21 protein-coding genes and 1 tRNA gene are annotated in these 20,037 nt (G+C 41.5%); 18 read left to right on the top strand and 4 right to left on the bottom strand.

Annotated features, from left to right (window positions below):
- Positions 1-31 precede the first annotated feature (31 nt).
- A complete protein-coding gene (locus tag ACESPO_RS04100) occupies positions 32-1,267 on the top strand; it encodes a peptidase U32 family protein (protein ID WP_008976272.1) in 1,236 nt (411 codons plus the stop codon).
- Between the two features lie 74 nt (positions 1,268-1,341).
- Here ACESPO_RS04100 and sigK read toward each other — a convergent pair whose 3' ends face one another.
- Positions 1,342-1,968 carry an RNA polymerase sporulation sigma factor SigK gene (gene sigK / locus ACESPO_RS04095; RefSeq protein WP_081636845.1) on the bottom strand — a complete coding sequence of 209 codons (627 nt, stop codon included), beginning with the start codon at positions 1,966-1,968 and terminating at the stop codon, positions 1,342-1,344.
- Between the two features lie 192 nt (positions 1,969-2,160).
- Between sigK and ACESPO_RS04090 the strand changes: the two genes are divergently transcribed.
- From ACESPO_RS04090 to ACESPO_RS04010, 17 genes are all read left to right on the top strand, one after another.
- Positions 2,161-2,817 (top strand): YesL family protein, encoded by a 657-nt coding sequence (locus ACESPO_RS04090; RefSeq protein ID WP_499788503.1) that lies wholly within the window; start codon positions 2,161-2,163, stop codon positions 2,815-2,817.
- Positions 2,818-3,199: 382 nt separating this feature from the next.
- Entirely contained in the window at positions 3,200-4,753 is a 1,554-nt protein-coding gene (locus tag ACESPO_RS04085; RefSeq protein ID WP_016439258.1) for a YifB family Mg chelatase-like AAA ATPase, read from the top strand.
- 15 nt (positions 4,754-4,768) lie between these two features.
- On the top strand, positions 4,769-5,899 hold the full coding sequence (dprA, locus tag ACESPO_RS04080) for a DNA-processing protein DprA (protein ID WP_016440170.1): 1,131 nt from the start codon (positions 4,769-4,771) through the stop codon (positions 5,897-5,899).
- A 46-nt stretch (positions 5,900-5,945) separates the two neighbouring features.
- Positions 5,946-8,018, top strand: coding sequence for a type I DNA topoisomerase (gene topA / locus ACESPO_RS04075; RefSeq protein ID WP_008976266.1), 2,073 nt, complete (start codon positions 5,946-5,948; stop codon positions 8,016-8,018).
- 141 nt (positions 8,019-8,159) lie between these two features.
- Positions 8,160-8,948: a GTP-sensing pleiotropic transcriptional regulator CodY gene (gene codY / locus ACESPO_RS04070; protein WP_008976265.1), complete on the top strand. Its 789-nt coding sequence runs from the start codon at positions 8,160-8,162 to the stop codon at positions 8,946-8,948.
- 67 nt (positions 8,949-9,015) lie between these two features.
- Positions 9,016-9,321, top strand: a complete 306-nt coding sequence (locus tag ACESPO_RS04065; protein ID WP_242990140.1) for a hypothetical protein — start codon at positions 9,016-9,018, stop codon at positions 9,319-9,321.
- Positions 9,322-9,496: 175 nt separating this feature from the next.
- Positions 9,497-9,781, top strand: a complete 285-nt coding sequence (locus tag ACESPO_RS04060) for a co-chaperone GroES (RefSeq protein ID WP_008976263.1) — start codon at positions 9,497-9,499, stop codon at positions 9,779-9,781.
- An 85-nt stretch (positions 9,782-9,866) separates the two neighbouring features.
- Positions 9,867-11,489, top strand: coding sequence for a chaperonin GroEL (groL, locus tag ACESPO_RS04055; protein WP_008976262.1), 1,623 nt, complete (start codon positions 9,867-9,869; stop codon positions 11,487-11,489).
- A 115-nt stretch (positions 11,490-11,604) separates the two neighbouring features.
- Complete coding sequence (locus ACESPO_RS04050) at positions 11,605-12,093, top strand: DUF6106 family protein (RefSeq protein WP_009262776.1); 489 nt, start codon at positions 11,605-11,607, stop codon at positions 12,091-12,093.
- Positions 12,094-12,264: 171 nt separating this feature from the next.
- Entirely contained in the window at positions 12,265-13,719 is a 1,455-nt protein-coding gene (gene guaB, locus ACESPO_RS04045; RefSeq protein WP_008976260.1) for an IMP dehydrogenase, read from the top strand.
- A gap of 122 nt (positions 13,720-13,841) precedes the next feature.
- Positions 13,842-14,510, top strand: coding sequence for a peptidoglycan recognition protein family protein (locus tag ACESPO_RS04040; RefSeq protein ID WP_116441834.1), 669 nt, complete (start codon positions 13,842-13,844; stop codon positions 14,508-14,510).
- A 34-nt stretch (positions 14,511-14,544) separates the two neighbouring features.
- Positions 14,545-15,057: a YqeG family HAD IIIA-type phosphatase gene (locus tag ACESPO_RS04035; protein WP_016439255.1), complete on the top strand. Its 513-nt coding sequence runs from the start codon at positions 14,545-14,547 to the stop codon at positions 15,055-15,057.
- 95 nt (positions 15,058-15,152) lie between these two features.
- Complete coding sequence (efp, locus tag ACESPO_RS04030; protein ID WP_008976257.1) at positions 15,153-15,710, top strand: elongation factor P; 558 nt, start codon at positions 15,153-15,155, stop codon at positions 15,708-15,710.
- Positions 15,711-15,907: 197 nt separating this feature from the next.
- On the top strand, positions 15,908-16,018 hold the full coding sequence (locus tag ACESPO_RS04025; protein WP_009262774.1) for a DUF3789 domain-containing protein: 111 nt from the start codon (positions 15,908-15,910) through the stop codon (positions 16,016-16,018).
- Between the two features lie 215 nt (positions 16,019-16,233).
- Complete coding sequence (locus ACESPO_RS04020) at positions 16,234-17,124, top strand: DUF5688 family protein (RefSeq protein WP_009262773.1); 891 nt, start codon at positions 16,234-16,236, stop codon at positions 17,122-17,124.
- 68 nt (positions 17,125-17,192) lie between these two features.
- Positions 17,193-17,264: transfer RNA gene (locus ACESPO_RS04015), tRNA-Arg, on the top strand.
- A 20-nt stretch (positions 17,265-17,284) separates the two neighbouring features.
- On the top strand, positions 17,285-18,019 hold the full coding sequence (locus ACESPO_RS04010; RefSeq protein ID WP_499788501.1) for a hypothetical protein: 735 nt from the start codon (positions 17,285-17,287) through the stop codon (positions 18,017-18,019).
- A gap of 112 nt (positions 18,020-18,131) precedes the next feature.
- On the opposite strand, the gene ACESPO_RS04005 is transcribed toward ACESPO_RS04010, so the two are convergent.
- Genes ACESPO_RS04005 through ACESPO_RS03995 form a run of 3 tightly spaced genes read right to left on the bottom strand, consistent with a single transcriptional unit; the run spans position 18,132 to position 20,002 of the window.
- On the bottom strand, positions 18,132-18,941 hold the full coding sequence (locus ACESPO_RS04005) for a hypothetical protein (protein ID WP_009262771.1): 810 nt from the start codon (positions 18,939-18,941) through the stop codon (positions 18,132-18,134).
- Complete coding sequence (locus ACESPO_RS04000) at positions 18,935-19,633, bottom strand: ABC transporter ATP-binding protein (RefSeq protein WP_499788500.1); 699 nt, start codon at positions 19,631-19,633, stop codon at positions 18,935-18,937. Before ACESPO_RS04000 ends, ACESPO_RS04005 begins: the two co-directional genes overlap by 7 nt.
- The gene (locus ACESPO_RS03995; protein ID WP_016439251.1) at positions 19,634-20,002 is read right to left on the bottom strand and encodes a GntR family transcriptional regulator; all 369 of its coding nucleotides are present in this window, start codon (positions 20,000-20,002) and stop codon (positions 19,634-19,636) included.
- Positions 20,003-20,037: the final 35 nt, after the last annotated feature.

The raw sequence follows: 20,037 nt of genomic DNA, 5'->3' as shown, positions 1-20,037 counted from the left end.
AAGAAACAAGTTGTATAGAAAGGAAAAATATATGGCAAGACATCCAGAATTATTGATTCCGGCGAGCAGCCTGGAAGTATTAAAGACAGCCGTTATGTTTGGAGCTGATGCGGTTTACATTGGAGGAGAGGCATTCGGACTTCGAGCGAAAGCGAAAAACTTTTCCATGGAGGAAATGAAGGAGGGAATCGCATTTGCACATGAACACGATGTAAAAGTATATGTAACTGCCAATATTCTCGCACATAATGAGGATCTTTCAGGGGTACGAGAATATTTTAAAGAGTTAAAAGAGATTAAACCAGACGCATTGATCATTGCCGATCCTGGTGTATTTGAGATTGCAAAGGAAATCTGTCCGGAGATTGAGCGTCACATCAGTACGCAGGCAAATAATACAAACTATGCGACTTATAATTTCTGGCATAAGCTGGGGGCATCTCGTGTCGTATCAGCAAGGGAATTGTCTCTGGAGGAAATTAGAGAGATTCGGGCAAATATTCCGGATGAGCTGGAAATTGAGACATTTGTCCATGGGGCGATGTGCATTTCTTATTCCGGAAGATGCCTGCTCAGCAACTATTTCACCGGAAGAGATGCAAACCGGGGAGCATGTACCCATCCATGCAGATGGAAATATTCTGTGGTTGAGGAGACCAGACCAGGAGAATATATGCCGGTATATGAAAATGAGAGAGGAACTTATATTTTTAACTCCAAGGACCTCTGTATGATCCAGCATATCCCGGAAATTTTAGAGTCGGGCATTGACAGTCTGAAGATCGAGGGACGTATGAAGACCGCACTCTATGTAGCAACGGTTGCAAGAACATACCGCAAGGCGATTGACGACTATCAGAAGGATCCGGCACTCTATGAGAAAAATATGCCATGGTATCTGGAACAGATCTCTAATTGTACTTATCGGCAGTTTACGACAGGATTTTTCTTTGGAAAGCCGGATGAGACAACACAGATCTATGACAGCAATACTTATGTGAAAGAGTATACCTATCTTGGAATCGTAGGGGAAGAGCGTGATGGCACTTACCGTATCGAACAGAGAAATAAGTTTTCTGTCGGAGAGACGATCGAAGTGATGAAACCGAATGGCGAAAATATTAGTGTGGAAGTGAAGAGGATCTTAGATGAGGATGGAAATGAGCAGGAGAGTGCTCCGCATCCAAAACAAGTATTGTATGTAGATCTGGGAATGCCGTTAGAGCAGTATGATATTTTAAGAAGACAGGAAGCGAAAGAAGTATAATGTGATGAGGAAACCGAAAGCGGCAAGCATTTTCAGTGAAAATGAGCCTTTGCTTTCGGTTTCTTAGTATTCTGTCAAGATTCCGGAAAGAAGCTGCGCAATTTTTCCACGGCGCTTTTTTCAATGCGTGATACGTAAGAGCGGGAAATTCCAAGCCTTTTTGCGATTTCACGCTGCGTGTATTCTTCCTCATTGTAAAGTCCGTAGCGCATTTTCAGAACGAGCCGTTCCCGGTCAGATAATTCGGATTCTACTTTTTCGTATAAAGTGCGTACATCGTCTTTGAGATTGATTTTCTCGTGGATATCTTCATCTGTTGTCTCCATGACATCAAACAGCTGAATCTCATTGCCTTCCCGGTCAGTACCGATCGGTTCGTAGAGAGAGATTTCCCGGGAGGATTTTTTTCTAGAGCGAAGCATCATCAGAATTTCATTTTCAATACAGCGGGCTGCATAAGTGGAAAGTCGATTTCCTTTTTCGGGATTAAAGGTGATGACTGCTTTGATCAGTCCTACGGTTCCGATGGAGATCAGATCTTCATTGTCTTCCTCCGGACGTTGATATTTTTTGACAATATGTGCTACAAGCCGGAGATTGTGTTCGATCAGGATGTGTTTTGCTTCAAGGTCGCCCTCTGTGTATTTTTGCATGTAATATTGTTCCTCAGCAGAAGTGAGGGGAGTTGGAAATGATTTCAAGATAAGCACCTCTAAGCATATTTAATATAGCTTATGTGCTGGAGAGAAGATTTGTGCTTTTCCACATGAAAACAGAGAAAAAAGCATCAAAATGTCTGTTTACTATCAAAGGAGAACGTGCTATCATATAATTATGTCTGACAAAGTGAAGGGCGGCAGCTGCCGCAAAAATTATATGAATGGCGGGATTGTATGGGCAGATTATTTGACACAGACAATATTGTCTGGAGATTTTTGGGAAGGGTAGCCGATTTGGTCATCCTCAATTTTTTATTCCTTTTATGCAGCATTCCGATCGTAACGATCGGTGCTTCGTGGACGGCGCTGTATTCTGTAACATTGAAGGCGGTAAAGAACGAAGAAAGTTATATTGCCAAAGGATTTCTAAAAGGATTTAAAGAGAATTTCAAACAGAGTACGATCGCATGGTTAGTGATACTTTTAGTTGGAACAGTGCTTTTTGTAGACATCAGGTTTGCGATGGGACTGGAAGGCGGATTTGGAAAAGCATTTGGGGTGACCATTTATGCAATGTCTTTTGTTTATCTGATGATTGCAATGTATATTTTCCCTTATATTGCACGATTTCACGCGACAATGAAGCAGATTTTCAAAAATGCTCTGTTTATCGGTATCGGCAGTTTTCCGTTCACATTACTTCTTTTTGGAGTCAATATTTTAGTACTGTTTGTGACGTTTTTCAGTGCACGGGCAATGATCACAGCACTTGCATTCTGGTTCATGACTGGATTTTCGTTTCTGGCATTTGTCACATCGTATATTTACCGGAAGATCTTTTCGAAATATGAGCGTGTGGAAGAACCCGAAGCAGAGACAGAAGAAGCATAACAAATTTTACGAATATTTGTAAAAAGCAGAGAAAAGAAGATAAGAAAATGATACGTTCCGGCAGAAAGTGTTTCTGCACGGGACGTATTTGCGTTAGAGAGAAAATGCAAGCGATTGTATGGAAAACTGTAATTATTCATAAAAATATTATAACCCTTATGTAGCATAAACAAAAAAGATATGTTATAGTAAAGAAAATCATTCTGAAAACATCTCTTTCAGAATTATTCCGGCGTTTCTGCCAGAAAATCAACGATCAAAAATAGTATGGAAACACAAGAAAAAAGAAAGAAAATCGCATGTGCGGTTCTTATTTTTGTACAGAAATAAAAGAGGCTAAGAGAAGATACGCAGTGCGATTTGGGAAGGAGTGGTATCGGCTTTGTTTAGCACAGTTTTATCAGCATCTCTGCAGGGAATGCAGGCAGAGTTTATCCATGTGGAGGCAGATGTGGGAAATGGACTTCCATTTTTTCATATGGTAGGTCATCTTGCATCGGAAGTAAAAGAGTCGGCAGAGCGTGTTCGCACGGCAGTAAAAAACAGCGGCATACAGATTCCGCCAAGAAAGGTAGTGATCAATCTTTCTCCGGCAAATGTAAGAAAAAGAGGAGCAGCATTTGACCTCCCAATCGCGGCAGCAGTGCTTGCAGCCAATGGGGTGATCAGTCAGGAAACGCTTGTAAATGTACTTATAATCGGAGAGTTAAGTCTCGATGGTGGTGTGAAAAAAGTTCCCGGGATTCTCCCAATTCTTCTGGAAGCAAAAGAACATGGATGCGTCCGCTGCATGATTCCAAAGGAGAATGAACAGGAAGGGAGAAGTATCACAGGGATGGAAGTGATCGGTGTGTCAAAATTGACAGAACTGATTGAAGTTGCAAAAAAAATAGAACAGGAGGGTGAGAAAATTGTCTGGAAAAATCATAAAGTGTCGGGAGAGCGGAATATAGAAGTTGAGGATAGATGTCAGGGTTCAGAGGATTTTAGCGAGATCAAAGGGCAGACATTTGTAAAGCGGGCGGCAGAAATCGCAGTTGCAGGAGAACATAATCTTTTGCTGATCGGACCGCCAGGTTCCGGAAAAACGATGGTAGCAAGACGGATTCCAACCATCTTTCCTCCGCTTTCGATGGAGGAATGCATAGAGATTTCGAAAGTGTATAGTGTTGCAGGATTTTTGGATGAAAAGCGGCCTCTGATTTTAGCTCGTCCATTTCGTGCGGTACATCACACGGTCACAAAGGCTGCGCTTGTAGGAGGAGGTTTGCATCCTGTTCCGGGAGAATTGAGCTTAAGTCATGGTGGATGTCTGTTTTTGGATGAGGCGGCAGAATTTCGAAAAGATGTGCTGGAGGTGTTAAGAGAACCGTTGGAAGAACAGAAGATTCATATTGTCAGAAATGGAGGAAGCTATTTATTTCCAGCAGATACGATTGTAGTGGCGGCAATGAATCCGTGTCCATGCGGACAGTTTCCGGATTACAATCGATGTCGGTGCAGTGAACAGGAAATCCGCAATTATTTAGGCAGAATCAGCGGACCACTGCTTGATCGGATCGATCTTTGCGTAGATGTACCGAAGGTGAGGTATGAAAGCCTGATCCAAACCGATGAGGAGGAGACATCCGATATTATCCGTGCGCGAGTATGTGCAGCGCGAGAGATTCAAAAGAAACGATATGAGGGGCAGAAGAAGCAGACAAATGGAAGAGTATCCGTCAAAACACTGATGGAGCATTGTGAATTGGATCCGGAGGGAAAAGAAAAGATGAAAAGAAGTTTTGAGACGCTTCAGTTGACTGCCCGCTCCTACTATAAAGTACTTCGGGTAGCAAGGACGATCGCAGATCTGGAAGGCAGTGAAAAGATTGAATCGACCCATTTGGATGAAGCGTTGATTTACCGTACGATGGATCAGAAATATTGGAGATAATGGTGGAGGAATAATGTGGAAAAACAAAGAGAGAATCAGATAGAACAAGATGAACTATTTCGTTTTTGGTTTGCGGGATTAAAGGGAATCGGAAACAGGGAAAAAATACAGCTGACAAAGGAATTTCCTCAAAAAAACACGCTATATTATATAGAAGAAACAGCACTGAAGAAGAGGTTAAAAGAGAAGTGGACAGAGGAAAAGGCGGAGACGATCACGCAGATCATACAAGAAGGAAAACGGCGATGGAGCAAAGAAATTGTTGCAGAATGGCAAAAAAAAGGGATTGCGCTTGTCACATATGAACAGGAAAAATACCCGGACAGATTAAGGAACATTTCTTCACCGCCTTATGCGCTCTATGTGATGGGAAAACTTCCGGAAAAGGGAAGAAGGACTGCGGCAATTGTCGGCGCCAGAAACTGTACGTATTATGGGGAAACTTATGCAAGAAAGATTGGAAAAATATTGAGTGAAGCGGGGATTTCTGTAATCAGTGGGATGGCAAGAGGAATCGATGCAGCAGGTCAAAGAGGGGCAATCCACGGGAGCGGAGGAACATTTGGTATTCTTGGAAGCGGTGTGGATATTTGCTATCCAAAAGAGAATCGAGGGCTCTATGAAGATTTAAAAAAATATGGAGGAATTTTGTCAGAACAACAACCGGGGAGCCCGCCGCTTGCACAGTATTTTCCAGCGAGAAACCGGTTGATCAGTGGGTTGGCAGATGTGGTGATCATCATTGAGGCGAGAGAACGGAGCGGGTCGCTGATTACAGCTGATATGGCGCTGGAGCAGGGGAAAGATGTATATGCACTTCCGGGCAGTGTGGACAGCCAATTGAGCAGAGGCTGCAACCGTCTGATCAAGCAGGGAGCAGGGATTATTTTATCACCGGAAGAGCTTTTAGAGGAACTGAATATTTGTGGAAATTTTGTGAAGAATTTGACAGAAACAAAAATAATACTTGAAACTGAACAGAATATAGTGTATAGTTGTCTCGATTTGAACCCGAAGAGTATCGGCCAGATACTGGCGGAAACAAAGCTGTCGATTCCAGAGCTGATGAGGCAGCTTGTTTCTTTGGAAATGAATGGAAAGATCAAAGAAATTTCCAAAGGATACTATGTGAGAGGAAATTGGTAGAAAGAAAAGAAATCGAAATAAAGGGACAGAAATAAAGGAGTAGTTTATGGCACGTTATCTTGTGATTGTAGAATCGCCTGCAAAAGTTAAGACAATTAAAAAATTTCTGGGAAGTAATTATGTTGTGACAGCATCCCAGGGACATGTGAGAGATCTGCCAAAGAGCCAGCTTGGAATTGATGTAGAAAATGATTTTGAGCCTAAATACATTACAATCCGCGGGAAAGGAGATATTCTTGCGAATCTTAGAAAAGAAGTGAAGAAGGCAGATAAAATTTATCTCGCAACTGACCCTGACCGTGAGGGAGAGGCAATTTCGTGGCATTTGTATGTAGCACTGAAGCTGGAAGGAAAGAAAGTGTACCGTATCAGCTTCAATGAGATCACGAAGAATGCGGTGAAGGCGTCTATCAAAGATGCGCGGGAAATCAATATGAACCTGGTTGATGCACAGCAGGCAAGGCGTGCGTTAGACCGGATGGTAGGGTACAAGATCAGTCCGCTGCTTTGGGCGAAAGTAAAGAGGGGATTAAGTGCAGGGAGAGTACAGTCTGTGGCGCTTCGCATTATTGCTGATCGTGAAGAAGAAATTGATGCATTTATTCCGGAAGAATACTGGACACTTGATGCAACGATCCATGTTGAAGGTGAGAAAAAGCCGCTTGTGGCAAGTTTCTACGGGAAAGATAAGAAAAAAATGACCATTCATTCGAAAGAAGAGATGGATCAGATTGTCCGTGAAATTGAGCACGAAAAATTCTTTGTAGATGAAGTGAAAGTAAGTGAGCGTCTGAAGAAAGCGCCACTTCCGTTTACGACAAGTACACTGCAGCAGGAAGCGTCAAAGGTACTGAACTTTGCTACGCAGAAGACGATGCGGATTGCGCAGCAATTGTACGAGGGAGTTGACATCAAAGGCAGTGGTACGATTGGTATTATCACATACCTCCGTACGGATTCCACAAGAATTTCGGATGAGGCAGATGCAGCGGCAAGAGAATATATCCGAGAAGTTTATGGAGAAAATTTTGTGGCAGAGGGAGAAAAGAAGAAAGCTTCTGAGAAAAAGATTCAGGATGCCCACGAGGCGATTCGACCGACAGATCTTAGCAGGACACCGGCTTCTGTGAAAGAATCTCTGACAAGAGATCAGTTTCGTTTGTATCAGTTGATCTGGAAGCGGTTTGCAGCAAGCAGGATGCAGCCGGCGAAATTTGAATCTACTTCTGTAAAAATTGGCGCGGGAGCATATCAATTTTCAGTATCAACTTCAAAAGTTGTGTTTGAAGGATTCCGCATCGCTTATGTGGAGTCAGACGAAGAAAAGATGGCGAGCAATCTGCTTGTGAAAGGATTGGATCAAGATTCTGTTCTGACAAAAGAAGCGTTGGAAGAAAAACAGCATTTTACACAGCCGCCGGCACACTATACAGAAGCAGCACTGGTAAAGACACTGGAAGAACTGGGGATTGGACGGCCGAGTACGTATGCACCGACAATCTCTACAATCATCGCAAGACGATATGTTTCGAAAGAAAATAAGAACCTCTATCTGACCGAACTTGGAGAAGTTGTAAATAACATGATGAAACAATCATTCCCAAGTATTGTTGATGTGAACTTTACTGCCAATATGGAAGGGCTGCTTGATATGGTTGAGGAAGGAAAAGTGGAATGGAAGTCTGTGATCCGCAACTTCTATCCGGATCTTGATGAGGCTGTAAAAGTAGCAGAGAAAGAATTGGAGAGTGTTAAGATCGAGGATGAGGTGACTGACGTTATCTGTGAGGAATGCGGAAGAAATATGGTGATCAAGTATGGTCCACATGGAAGATTCCTTGCATGCCCGGGATTCCCGGAATGCAGAAATACAAAGCCTTATTTGGAAAAAATCGGTGTCCCATGTCCGCTCTGTGGAAAAGAAGTTGTACTGCGCAAAACAAAAAAAGGTCGGAAGTATTATGGATGTGAGGACAATCCGGAATGCGAATTTATGTCATGGCAGAAGCCATCTAAGGAAAAATGTCCGGAATGTGGCGGATATATGATCGAAAAAGGAAATAAGCTTGTCTGTGCAGATGAAAAATGTGGATATGTCAGAAATAACAAAAAGAATTAGAAAAAATCCGTTGAATTTTTTGAAAATGCGTGATAATATAGACGTGTGAAAAGAGTTTTGACGTTTTGTGGATATATTTGCTACAATAAACAAAAGCAGTAAAATAGACAGACGATGGACGTCGTGAACGGAGGCGAATAAATGAGCGTACAGTTATTAGACAAGACAAGAAAAATTAATAAACTTCTGCACAATAACAATTCAAGCAAAGTTGTATTCAATGACATTTGTGAAGTGTTGACAGAGATTCTTAATTCTAACGTATTTGTTGTGAGTAAAAAAGGAAAAGTGCTTGGAATCAGTAAATGCGAAGGAGTCGATGAAATACAGGAGCTGATTACAAATGAGGTCGGAGGACACATTGATGAGATGTTAAATGAGAGATTGTTAAGCATTCTTTCTACAAAGGAAAATGTGAATCTTCAGACACTTGGATTTTCACCAGAACATGTAAGAAATTATCAGGCGATCATCACGCCGATCAATATTGCAGATGAAAGACTGGGAACGTTGTTCATCTATAAGAGAGATTCTTTATACGAGATCGATGATATTATTCTGAGTGAGTATGGAACAACTGTTGTAGGATTAGAGATGCTTCGCGCGGTCAATGAAGAAAGTGCAGAAGAGGTCAGAAAAGAGCAGATTGTCAAGTCGGCGATCAGCACTCTTTCCTTCTCGGAGATGGAGGCGATCATCCATATCTTTGATGAACTGGAGGGAACAGAAGGAATTCTTGTGGCAAGTAAAATTGCGGACCGTGTAGGAATTACCCGTTCTGTGATCGTAAATGCACTTCGTAAGTTTGAGAGCGCAGGAGTGATCGAATCTCGTTCTTCCGGTATGAAAGGAACTTATATTCGTGTCATCAACGATTTTGTTTTCAAAGAACTGGAAAATTTGAAAAAAGATACAAAGCATAGAGAATAAGAAAAAAGGGTATCAGAGGCAGAACTGATACCCTTTCGCTGATTGTGACAGGAAAGGGGCAAAGATAATGTTTGAAAATTGCAGAGCGAAAATATCGATGGAAGAACTGATCGGAACAAAGGAAGAAAAAAGTGAGAACAGCTATGAAGGAATCATTTTGATGTATGATCCGAAGACAGAGTGCATATATTTGAATCTGGAGGAGACAGATCTTTCAAAAATTTCGCTGGATGTATCGTATCGCTGCACGGTTTTTTTGGGAGAAGAGGCAGAAGAATGCGTTGGAAGAGTGAGAGAGAGATTCCTTGGAAAAAGCGGAAATATTCTGATTCTTCAAATTGAAAATGGATTTTATAAAATAAATATAAACTGAGTTGACAAATGAAAAACATAGTGCTATTTTATTAGTAAAGCAAATTAGCACTCGAATAAAATGAGTGCTAATAAAGGCGGCGCAGACACCCCGTGCAGATAGACTGTGTGGGGCGGAAAGCTTTTGAGGCTTTCGCACAGACCTTGAAATTGCGGTAGTATAAGGAGGAATTTACATGAAATTAGTACCATTAGGTGACAGAGTCGTATTGAAACAATTAGTCGCAGAAGAAACAACAAAATCCGGAATCGTATTACCGGGACAGTCAAAGGAGAAACCACAGCAGGCGGAAGTTGTAGCGGTAGGACCTGGCGGAACAGTTGATGGGAAAGAAGTTACGATGAACGTGGCTGTCGGAAATCAGGTGATTTATTCAAAATACGCCGGTACAGAAGTTTCCTTAGAAGATGAGGAATACATTATTGTAAAACAGAGTGATATTCTTGCAATCATCGAATAGGAATAAAACAACAGAAAGAGAATAGAAAGGTGACATCAGGTCATCGAAGAAGATAGAGAGACAGAATTTAAGGAGGACATCAGTCATGGCAAAAGAAATTAAATATGGCGCAGAGGCCAGAAGTGCTTTGGAATCAGGTGTAAATCAATTAGCAAATACAGTACGTGTGACATTAGGACCGAAGGGAAGAAATGTAGTTCTGGATAAATCATTCGGTGCTCCGCTGATCACAAATGATGGTGTGACGATCGCAAAAGAGATTGAACTGGAAGATGCTTTTGAGAATATGGGAGCACAGCTGATCCGTGAAGTGGCAGCAAAGACAAACGATGTTGCCGGAGACGGAACAACGACAGCGACTGTATTGGCACAGGCCATGGTCAATGAAGGAATGAAGAACCTGGCAGCAGGTGCAAATCCAATCGTACTTCGCAAGGGTATGAAGAAAGCAACAGATGTTGCAGTGGAAGCAGTTGCAGGCATGAGCAGTAAAGTAGAAAGCAAAGAAAGAATCGCAAATGTAGCTGCAATCTCCGCAGGAGATATAGAAGTTGGAGAGATGGTTGCAGATGCAATGGAGAAAGTATCCAATGATGGTGTCATTACGATTGAAGAGTCTAAGACAATGAAAACAGAGTTGGACCTTGTAGAAGGTATGCAGTTTGATCGTGGATATATTTCTGCATATATGGCGACAGATATGGATAAGATGGAAGCAAATCTGGAAGATCCATATATTCTGATCACAGATAAAAAGATTGCGAACATTCAGGAATTACTTCCATTGTTAGAGCAGGTTGTGCAGGCAGGAGCAAAACTTCTGATCGTTGCAGAGGATATCGAAGGAGAAGCGCTGACAACATTGATCGTCAATAAATTGCGTGGTACATTCCAGGTAGTTGGAGTAAAGGCACCGGGTTATGGAGACAGAAGAAAAGCTATGTTAGAAGATATTGCGATTCTGACAGGCGGACAGGTGATCTCAGAAGAATTGGGATTAGATTTAAAAGAGACTACACTGGATATGCTGGGACGTGCAAAATCTGTAAAAGTTCAGAAAGAAAATACAGTGATCGTAGATGGACTTGGAGAGAAGGAAGCAATCAACGCACGTGTTGCACAGATTAAGGCACAGATTGAAGAGACAACATCTGAATTCGATAAAGAAAAACTTCAGGAAAGACTCGCAAAACTTGCTGGTGGTGTTGCAGTAATCCGTGTAGGTGCAGCGACAGAAACTGAGATGAAAGAAGCAAAACTTCGTATGGAAGATGCGCTTTCAGCAGCAAGAGCAGCAGTGGAAGAAGGAATTGTAGCAGGTGGTGGATCTGCATATATCCATGCATCCAAAGAAGTTACTAAGCTTGCAGAAACATTAGAAGGAGACGAGAAGACAGGTGCAAATATTATCTTAAAAGCACTGGAAGCTCCGTTATTCCACATTGCGGCAAATGCAGGTTTGGAAGGTTCTGTCATCATCAATAAAGTAAGAGAACAACAGCCGGGAATCGGATTTGATGCTTATAACGAAGAATATGTTGATATGGTAAAAGCAGGAATTTTGGATCCGGCAAAAGTGACAAGAAGTGCATTACAGAATGCGACAAGTGTTGCATCTACACTTCTTACAACAGAGTCTGTTGTGGCAAATATAAAAGAAGATGTTCCTCCTATGCCGGCGGGCGGACCAGGAATGGGTATGATGTAAATTTTGAAAGGACAGATGAGTACCGGAGAATAGGCCGGTACTCATCTTTTTTCTTTACTGTTTTTTAGAATGTGATATAATAAAAATATATGTAAAAAATGGAGGTACAGCAAAGATGAGTGATTTTTACACAGAACAACTTGTCAAGAGAAAGGCATCAATGGGTACAATGGTGGCAAAAGCTGCATTGATCGCGCTTACAGTGGTATCGCTTTTATCGTTTTTTCTGTTTCCGCTGGGGATTCTTTTCTTTGGAATTATGATAGTGGCAGATATTTTTTTGCTCCGGCAGTTAGACCTGGAATTTGAATATTTATATGTCAACGGGGATCTTGATATCGATAAGATCATGGCGAAGCAGAAGAGAAAGAGAGTGTTTCAGACAAATGTCAGCGAACTGGAAGTGATCGCGCCTACAGGGTCAGCAGAACTGAATGCATTTCAGAATATCAAGGCACATAATTTCAGCACGATGAATCCGGATCATAAGACATACACAATGGTGGTAGTAAAGAACGGACAGAAGGAGAAGATTATTTTTGAACCAAATCAGACAATTCTGGAAGGAATGCGAATGCTGGCGCCAAGAAAGGTAATTCTCTAAATAAAAAACAATTTATAGCTTGACATTGTGCCAGGTTTTTTGTAATATAACAATACCTTATAAAACGACAAAAGTTATTTATAGTATTAATAAGTTATGCTTATAAGTGCTGTAAAGATGAAATGTTACTAAGAAAATGGGATAAACAAAAGAAAGAGAGGAAGCAAAATCATGGGAAAAATTATTGGAGAAGGTATTACATTTGATGACGTGCTGTTAGTGCCGGCTTATTCAGAAGTAATCCCGAATCAGGTTGATCTGTCTACAAATCTGACGAAGAAAATTAAATTAAACATACCGATGATGAGTGCCGGAATGGATACGGTTACAGAACATCGTATGGCGATTGCAATGGCTCGTCAGGGTGGAATCGGAATTATTCACAAGAACATGTCAATTGAAGAACAGGCAGAAGAAGTCGACAAAGTAAAGCGTTCTGAAAATGGAGTTATCACAGATCCATTTTATTTGTCACCGGAACATACACTTGCAGATGCAAATGATCTGATGGCGAAATTCCGTATTTCCGGAGTTCCAATTACAGAAGGAAAGAAATTAGTAGGAATTATTACAAACCGTGATTTAAAATTCGAAGAGGATTTTACAAAGAAGATCAAAGAATCTATGACATCCGAAGGTCTGATTACAGCTCCGGAAGGCATCACTTTGGAAGAGGCAAAAAAGATCCTTGCAAAGGCGAGAAAAGAAAAGCTTCCGATCGTGGATAAAGATTTCAATCTGAAAGGGCTTATCACAATCAAAGATATCGAGAAACAGATCAAATACCCGCTTTCAGCGAAGGACGAGCAGGGACGTCTTCTCTGTGGAGCTGCAGTTGGAATTACAGCAAACTGTCTGGAACGAGTAGATGCACTCGTGAAAGCGAAGGTAGACGTTGTTGTTATGGATTCTGCACATGGACATTCTGCAAATGTAATCAGAACAGTTCGTATGGTCAAAGAAAAATATCCGGATTTACAGGTAATCGCAGGAAATGTTGCAACAGGAGAGGCTACAAGAGCATTGATTGAGGCAGGCGTTGACGCAGTGAAGGTTGGTATCGGACCTGGATCTATCTGTACAACACGTATTGTTGCAGGAATTGGTGTTCCGCAGATTACAGCAGTGATGGATTGCTATGAAGTTGCAAAAGAATATGGCATTCCGGTCATTGCTGATGGAGGTATCAAATATTCAGGAGATATGACAAAAGCAGTTGCGGCAGGAGCAAATGTATGTATGATGGGAAGTATCTTCGCAGGATGTGATGAGAGCCCAGGAACATTTGAATTATTCCAGGGAAGAAAATACAAAGTATACCGTGGAATGGGATCAATCGCAGCAATGGAAAATGGAAGCAAAGACCGTTACTTCCAGGCAGATGCGAAGAAACTTGTTCCAGAAGGTGTAGAAGGACGTGTGGCGTATAAAGGAACTGTAGAAGATACCGTATTCCAGCTCATGGGTGGTCTTCGTGCCGGAATGGGATATTGCGGGGCAAAGACAATCGAAGAACTGAAAGAAAGTGGAAGATTTGTGAAGATTTCTGCTGCTTCCTTAAAGGAAAGTCATCCGCATGATATTCATATTACAAAAGAAGCACCAAACTACAGTGTGGACGAATAGAAAATAAAGAGAGGACTGCCAGACGGCGGTCCTTTTGCGACATTTTAAGAAAAACTTCATTCTTTTAGGGAAATCTTGTGCTAGAATAGATAGAGATAAGAGAATCAAAAGGATAAAAGAGCATGAGATACAGAAAAAGAGATTATTATGGAAGAGGAAGAAAAAGAAAGCACATAGTAGTTGCAGCAGGAATTATTATTGTTTTTGCTTTGAGTATAGTGTTAGGTTTGATGAAAGCGTGCGGAATCGGGTTTTTCGGAAGGGCAGAACAGCTTAGCCAAGAGGAAATTGAAGAGCGGAAACCAGATATTGATGTTCAGCTGCTCGCAGTCAATGAATATTCCAGACCAGGGACGGAAGTGGAAAAAATCAGAGGGATTGTGATCCATTATACGGCAAATCCGGGTTCTACAGCACAGAATAACCGAGATTATTTTGAGGGACTGAAAGATAGCCATGAAACGAGTGTAAGCAGCCATTTTGTTGTCGGATTGGAAGGAGAGATTATCCAGTGTGTTCCGACGTGGGAGATGGCATATGCGTCTAATTCAAGAAATGTCGATACAGTTTCCATTGAATGCTGTCATCCCGATGAAACTGGTAAATTTAACAGGAAGACATATCGTTCCGTTGTAGAACTGACTGCATGGCTTTGCCAGAAGTTTGGACTGACGGAAGAGGATGTGATCCGTCATTATGATGTGACAGGAAAAGCATGTCCGCTTTACTATGTTGAACATGAGAAAAAATGGGAAGAATTTAAAAAGGATGTAAAAAAAGCAATGCGATAAAATAGAAAAAAGACAGGGTACGGGGAGGAAAAAGATGTTCGATATGTTTTTTCCGGATGAATATGTGGCATCCACATATGTGATTCCGTTTGAAGAATTATATGAAAAAGGGTACAGAGGTGTACTGTTTGATATCGATAATACGTTAGTGCCGCACGGTGCACCGGCAGATGAGCGGGCCAAAAAGCTGTTTGCAAGACTGAAGGAGATTGGATTTTCTTGTTGTCTGATTTCAAATAATCAGGAACCAAGGGTGAAGATGTTTAATGAGGAAATCCAGGTGCCTTATATTTACAATGCCCACAAGCCGTCTACAAAGAATTATCGAAAAGCAATGGAACTGATGGGGACAGATGAAAAGAATTCTTTGTTTGTGGGGGATCAGTTATTTACCGATGTTCTTGGTGCAAAGCGTGCAGGAATGCACAACATTTTAGTGAAGCCGATGCATCCGAAAGAAGAGATTCAGATTGTTTTGAAACGGTATCTGGAGCGGATTGTGCTTCATTTTTACAAGAAAAAGCAGAATAAGCCAACTCTTAAGTAAAAAAAGGTTGAAAATACTCGCGAAGTATTATAAAATGGTAAACAGTCAAATGAATGAGAATTGCTTTCATGGGCATAATTTAAGGAGGATTACAGATGATTTCAGCAGGAGATTTTAAAAACGGTGTAACAGTTGAAATTGAAGGAAATATTTTCCAGATTATGGAGTTTCAGCATGTAAAACCAGGTAAAGGTGCGGCGTTTGTTAGAACAAAATTAAAAAATATTATCAGTGGGGGTGTGGTAGAGAAGACATTCAGACCTACTGAGAAATTCCCAAAAGCTCACATCGAGAGAAAAGACATGCAGTACTTATATACAGATGGTGAATTATATCACTTCATGGATGTCGAGAATTACGAGCAGATCGCGTTAAATGAGGATGCGATTGGAGATTCTCTGAAATTCGTAAAAGAAAATGAAATGGTAAAAATCTGTTCTCACAAAGGAAATGTATTTGCAGTAGAGCCGCCGTTATTTGTAGAGCTTCAGATCACAGATACAGAGCCTGGATTCAAAGGAGATACAGCACAGGGAGCTACAAAGCCAGCTGTTGTTGAGACAGGTGCTACAGTATACGTTCCATTGTTCGTAGAGCAGGGAGATGTATTAAAGATTGATACTCGTACAGGAGAGTATTTATCAAGAGTTTAATTTAAATAAGATTGACAGTGGCTTAACGGCCACAGAAGACCAGATAAGACTGTTGCAGATATGTGACAGTCTTATTTTTTCGTAAAATGTACATAAAGAGAGGTATTAAAAACAGAACTGAAATGTATAAGGAAGAGAAATGCGGGCATACTGACAGATAGAACAGAGTAGCAAGCGAAAAAGTGGGGGTAATCAGTATGTTAAATTTTTTATGTGGGATGTGGGCCGGAAGTACGATTGGAGTATTGGTGATGTGTCTGATTCAAGGAGGCAAAGAGGGAGAAGTGAGAGAAGACAAAGAAAAGTAAGAAGAAGGGGAAGAACATTTTTTAGAAAAAATGTAGAAATTAGTAACAAAAATATAAGAAAAAATAGCTTGCATCAGAGGGAATCGAAAGGTATAATGTGTTTACATCATTTCAAATTCATTTCAATCAAATCAATTTTCGCAGGTACGGGTCGTACCAATATCCGACAGGATGTTATTTCATGGACTTTCTGATTATAAAAGAAAGGAAAGAGTATGAATTATCAACAATTTATTGAAGAAGTAGAAAGACGAGTAAAAGAAAAAATCAAGGGAAATGAGACGATTACCGTCTATATCCACACAGCAGTTAAGAATAATGGAAAAGAACGAAAAGGGATTACTGTGTCAGAGAAAGGAATCCATATTTCGCCTACCATTTATTTAGAAGAATATTTTCAGCAGTTTCAGGAAGGGAAGCCGATTGAGAAAATTGTGGAGAAGATTCTTCAACTTTATGAGGAAGTTAAGTGCAGTCATCCATGCGAGGAGAGTCTTTTGCAGAATTATGAAGAGCTGAAGGGGAAATTTGCATGCAAATTGATTCATCGGGGAAAAAATGAAAAGCTACTGAATGACATCCCTTATGTTCCGTGGATGGATCTGGCAATAGTAGTGTTTGTCCTTTTGGAAGTCAGTCCATATGGAACGGCGACAGTTCTTGTCAGGAAGGAACACTTGGAAATATGGGGACTGACAGAAGCACAACTTTTCGATGAGGCGAAAAAAAATACGCCGATTCTGCTTCCGTACCAGTTTTGCCCGATGCGGAAGCTGCTTCGGGAAATCTGCCCATATGCAGTGGATGAGGGAGAAGAGGAAGAAGAAAGTCTATATGTACTTTCCAACAAGCTGAGAAGTTTTGGAGCAGCAAGTATGCTCTATGAGGGGATCCTTGAGAAGGTGGGGCAGAAGCTGGGAGAGAATTATTATATTCTTCCGAGCAGCATCCATGAGGTGATTGTTGTCCCGGAGAGCAAAAGTCCGGTGAAGCAGGACCTGGAAGAAATGGTCAGAGAGATCAATGAAACGCAGGTGGAAGAGGAGGAAGTGCTTTCAGACAGAGTATATTATTTCAGTCGAAAGGAAAATCGATTGTTTTTATAGTTGGGCTTTACTTTTGAAAAAAAGTATGTTATTATAAGAAAGCGGTTTACGAAGTAAATGCGCCATATACACCTATAGCTCAGGGGATAGAGCACCGCCCTCCGGAGGCGGGTGCGGCGGTTCGAATCCGCCTAGGTGTGTATACCAATAGGAGGTAATTATGAAGCGGTCGAAGCGGACGGCGAATTCTTTCAGGAGGTATATCAGGCGTTACTTAAAAGCAATGTGTAGAAAGAGAAGAAATCAGAAGAAGCATCGAAGTGTGAGGTGTCAAAGAGCACAAGTGCTGTTTCGCATGAGTTTTATCCTGATTATCGCCAGTATTCTTTTTACCAATGAAAAATCACAGAAGATCACATCAGAGAAATCAAAGTCAGTTCAGACATCTGAGCATTATCTATTAGAGAACAATCCATTAGAAAAAAATAAATATCAGCCATTGAATTACCTTGTCGTGGATTATTTTACAAAACTATCTTCAGGAGATTTGGATGGAATTTGCAAACTATATGAGTCATTTAGTGAAGAATCTTTCGAAAAGATAAAGACCGGACAGAATCTGGCTGAATGGTATCAGGGAATTGATATTTACACAAAGAAGGCGAAAGAGCCACATGCCTATGTTGCCTTTGTCAGCTATCATATGAAACTTCGCGGTGCAGACCTACTTTTGCCTGGGCTTGAGACGATGTATGTCAGAGAAGAGAAAGATGGAGCTTTTCATCTTGTGGACAAACCTTATGAGCCGGAAGTTGAGCAGGAAATTAGAGCACTAGCCAAAGAAAGAGCAGTCAGAGAACTTCTCTGCCAGGTGGAAAATCAGTATGCATATGCGAGCAGAGACAAAGAAGCATTGCAGAGCGCTTTGGCATGGCAGCAAGGCAGTGATGAGTAGAGAGAACACAGAAATAGGTATAGAAAAAGATGCCCGCAGGGAAACGAACTGAGGTAACCACTCAATTTGTACCGATGGGCATCTTTTTGCTGCTCAAAAATTTTTTCAAAATCTAATTTAAATTGATCTTCTTCGACAAAATATAGTGCGTGATCACATAGGCAATCACTGCCTGCACAATGGCGAGTATGAGAGAGTTCTTCGTAATAGAAAGAAAATATTCTGTCTGAGAATAAGATTCCGTGAAGAATCGGGTTGTCTCCGAACCGAACCCGATAGTATTTGGAAGTGTCCCTGAGAGAACACTTGTCAGTAAAACAATCACTGAAACAAGGGCGGTAAGACCTAAATAAGTCAGCAGTGCCATTAAAATCCGATGTTTGGAGAACAGCTGTCCGACTGCAATGCAGAAGTAGATTAAAATAATCCCTGTGAATGCAGAGATGCAGTTTAATAAGAACATCAGGATAAAAAAGGCGTTGGAGTCCATTCCCAGTTCTTTTGTCAGAGATTCAGATAGTTCCGGCCAGTGGGCGGAAACTTCTGGAACCATGACAAGAATGATAAAAGAAGCAAAGATAATGACAGTATCGATCAGCGCCCAAAGACCGCCAACCAGTGTACGGGCAAGCAGATGCTGTCCAGGCGTCACCGGCAAGGTAAAAGCCAGGTATCCTTCATCACTAAACAAACTCTGATAGAACCGGACAGAGATAAACAGTTGTGTACCGGTACTGATACCCACAAGCGAAAACAAGTAGAGCGTGATTAATATGATAAAGACAACAGTTGGAACCCGTTCGTAAACTTTTCCTGTAATAAAAAAGCGTCCGAGAATACTTGCAAGCAGAAGCAGAGCATGAAGTGGAAGCAACAGCCGTGACTGCGAGCGCATTTCATATTTCATTAATCGACTTAACATTGGAACACCTCCCGGAATAATGTATCGATGGATTTCTTCTGCTGAAAGCGAATCTCATCTACCGAATGGTTTAAAATCAGTTGCCCATTCTGAAGAAAGAGAACGCGATCGAGTATATTCTCAATCTCTGCGATCAAGTGCGTAGAGAGCAGAATCGTCGCATTTTCGTTGTAATTAGAGAGAATGGTACTCAGAATATACTGTCGGGCAGCAGGATCGACACCGCCGATCGGCTCATCCAAAATATAGAGATCGGCATCCCGGCTCATGACAAGGATGAGCTGTACTTTTTCCCGGGAACCCTTTGACAATGTGCGGAGTCTGGCGTCCGGACTGATCCCGAGGCGCTCCAACATTTCCAGTGCACGTTCTTTGACAAAGTTCGCATAGAAATCATCAAAATAAGTGATGATTTCACGCACTTTCATCCAGTCATTCAGATAGGTGCGCTCAGGGAGATAAGAAACAATCTCCTTTGTCCGTGTGCAAGGCGCCATTCCATCGATCAGGACTTTTCCGGAAGTAGGAGTGAGAAGTCCGTTGATCAGTTTGATCAGTGTAGATTTTCCACTTCCACTTGGACCGAGAAGCCCTACAATCTGTCCGCGCTCCAGTGTAAGTGAAAAATCAGAAAGTGCAGGAAAATGATTGTATTCTTTTGTTAAAGACTGACATTGTAATATTGGATCCATCTAGTTCTCCCCCTCTGCTGCTTTTGTTACTAAAGTAAGCAACTCTGCACGTGAAAAGCCGAGCTGCTCCATCTTCTGAAAAAATTCTTGAATATGTTCTGTTGCAAGTTCCTTTTTCATTTGTGTCAACATCTCTGTATCTTCTGTGATAAATCTCCCGCTTGTCCGCTGTGAGTACACAAGACCGCTGCGTTCGAGCTCTGACAATGCTTTCTGCATTGTGTTCGGGTTGACAGCAGCTTCCAGTGCAAGATCCCGGACAGAGGGCAATTTATCTCCAGGCTGATAGACTCCCGCGATAATATCCCTTTGAATACGCTCCATGAGCTGAAGGTAAATTGGGCGGTCATTGTCCAGTGTCCATGACATAATTTTATCACCTCGTTTGTATTATTGATATAATA

The sequence above is a fragment of the Coprococcus sp. HPP0074 genome (assembly GCF_964238105.1).
GTDB lineage: Bacteria > Bacillota > Clostridia > Lachnospirales > Lachnospiraceae > Faecalimonas > Faecalimonas umbilicata.
Note: the sequence above shows the minus strand (reverse complement) of the source record. Positions and strands in the feature narration are given on the sequence as shown.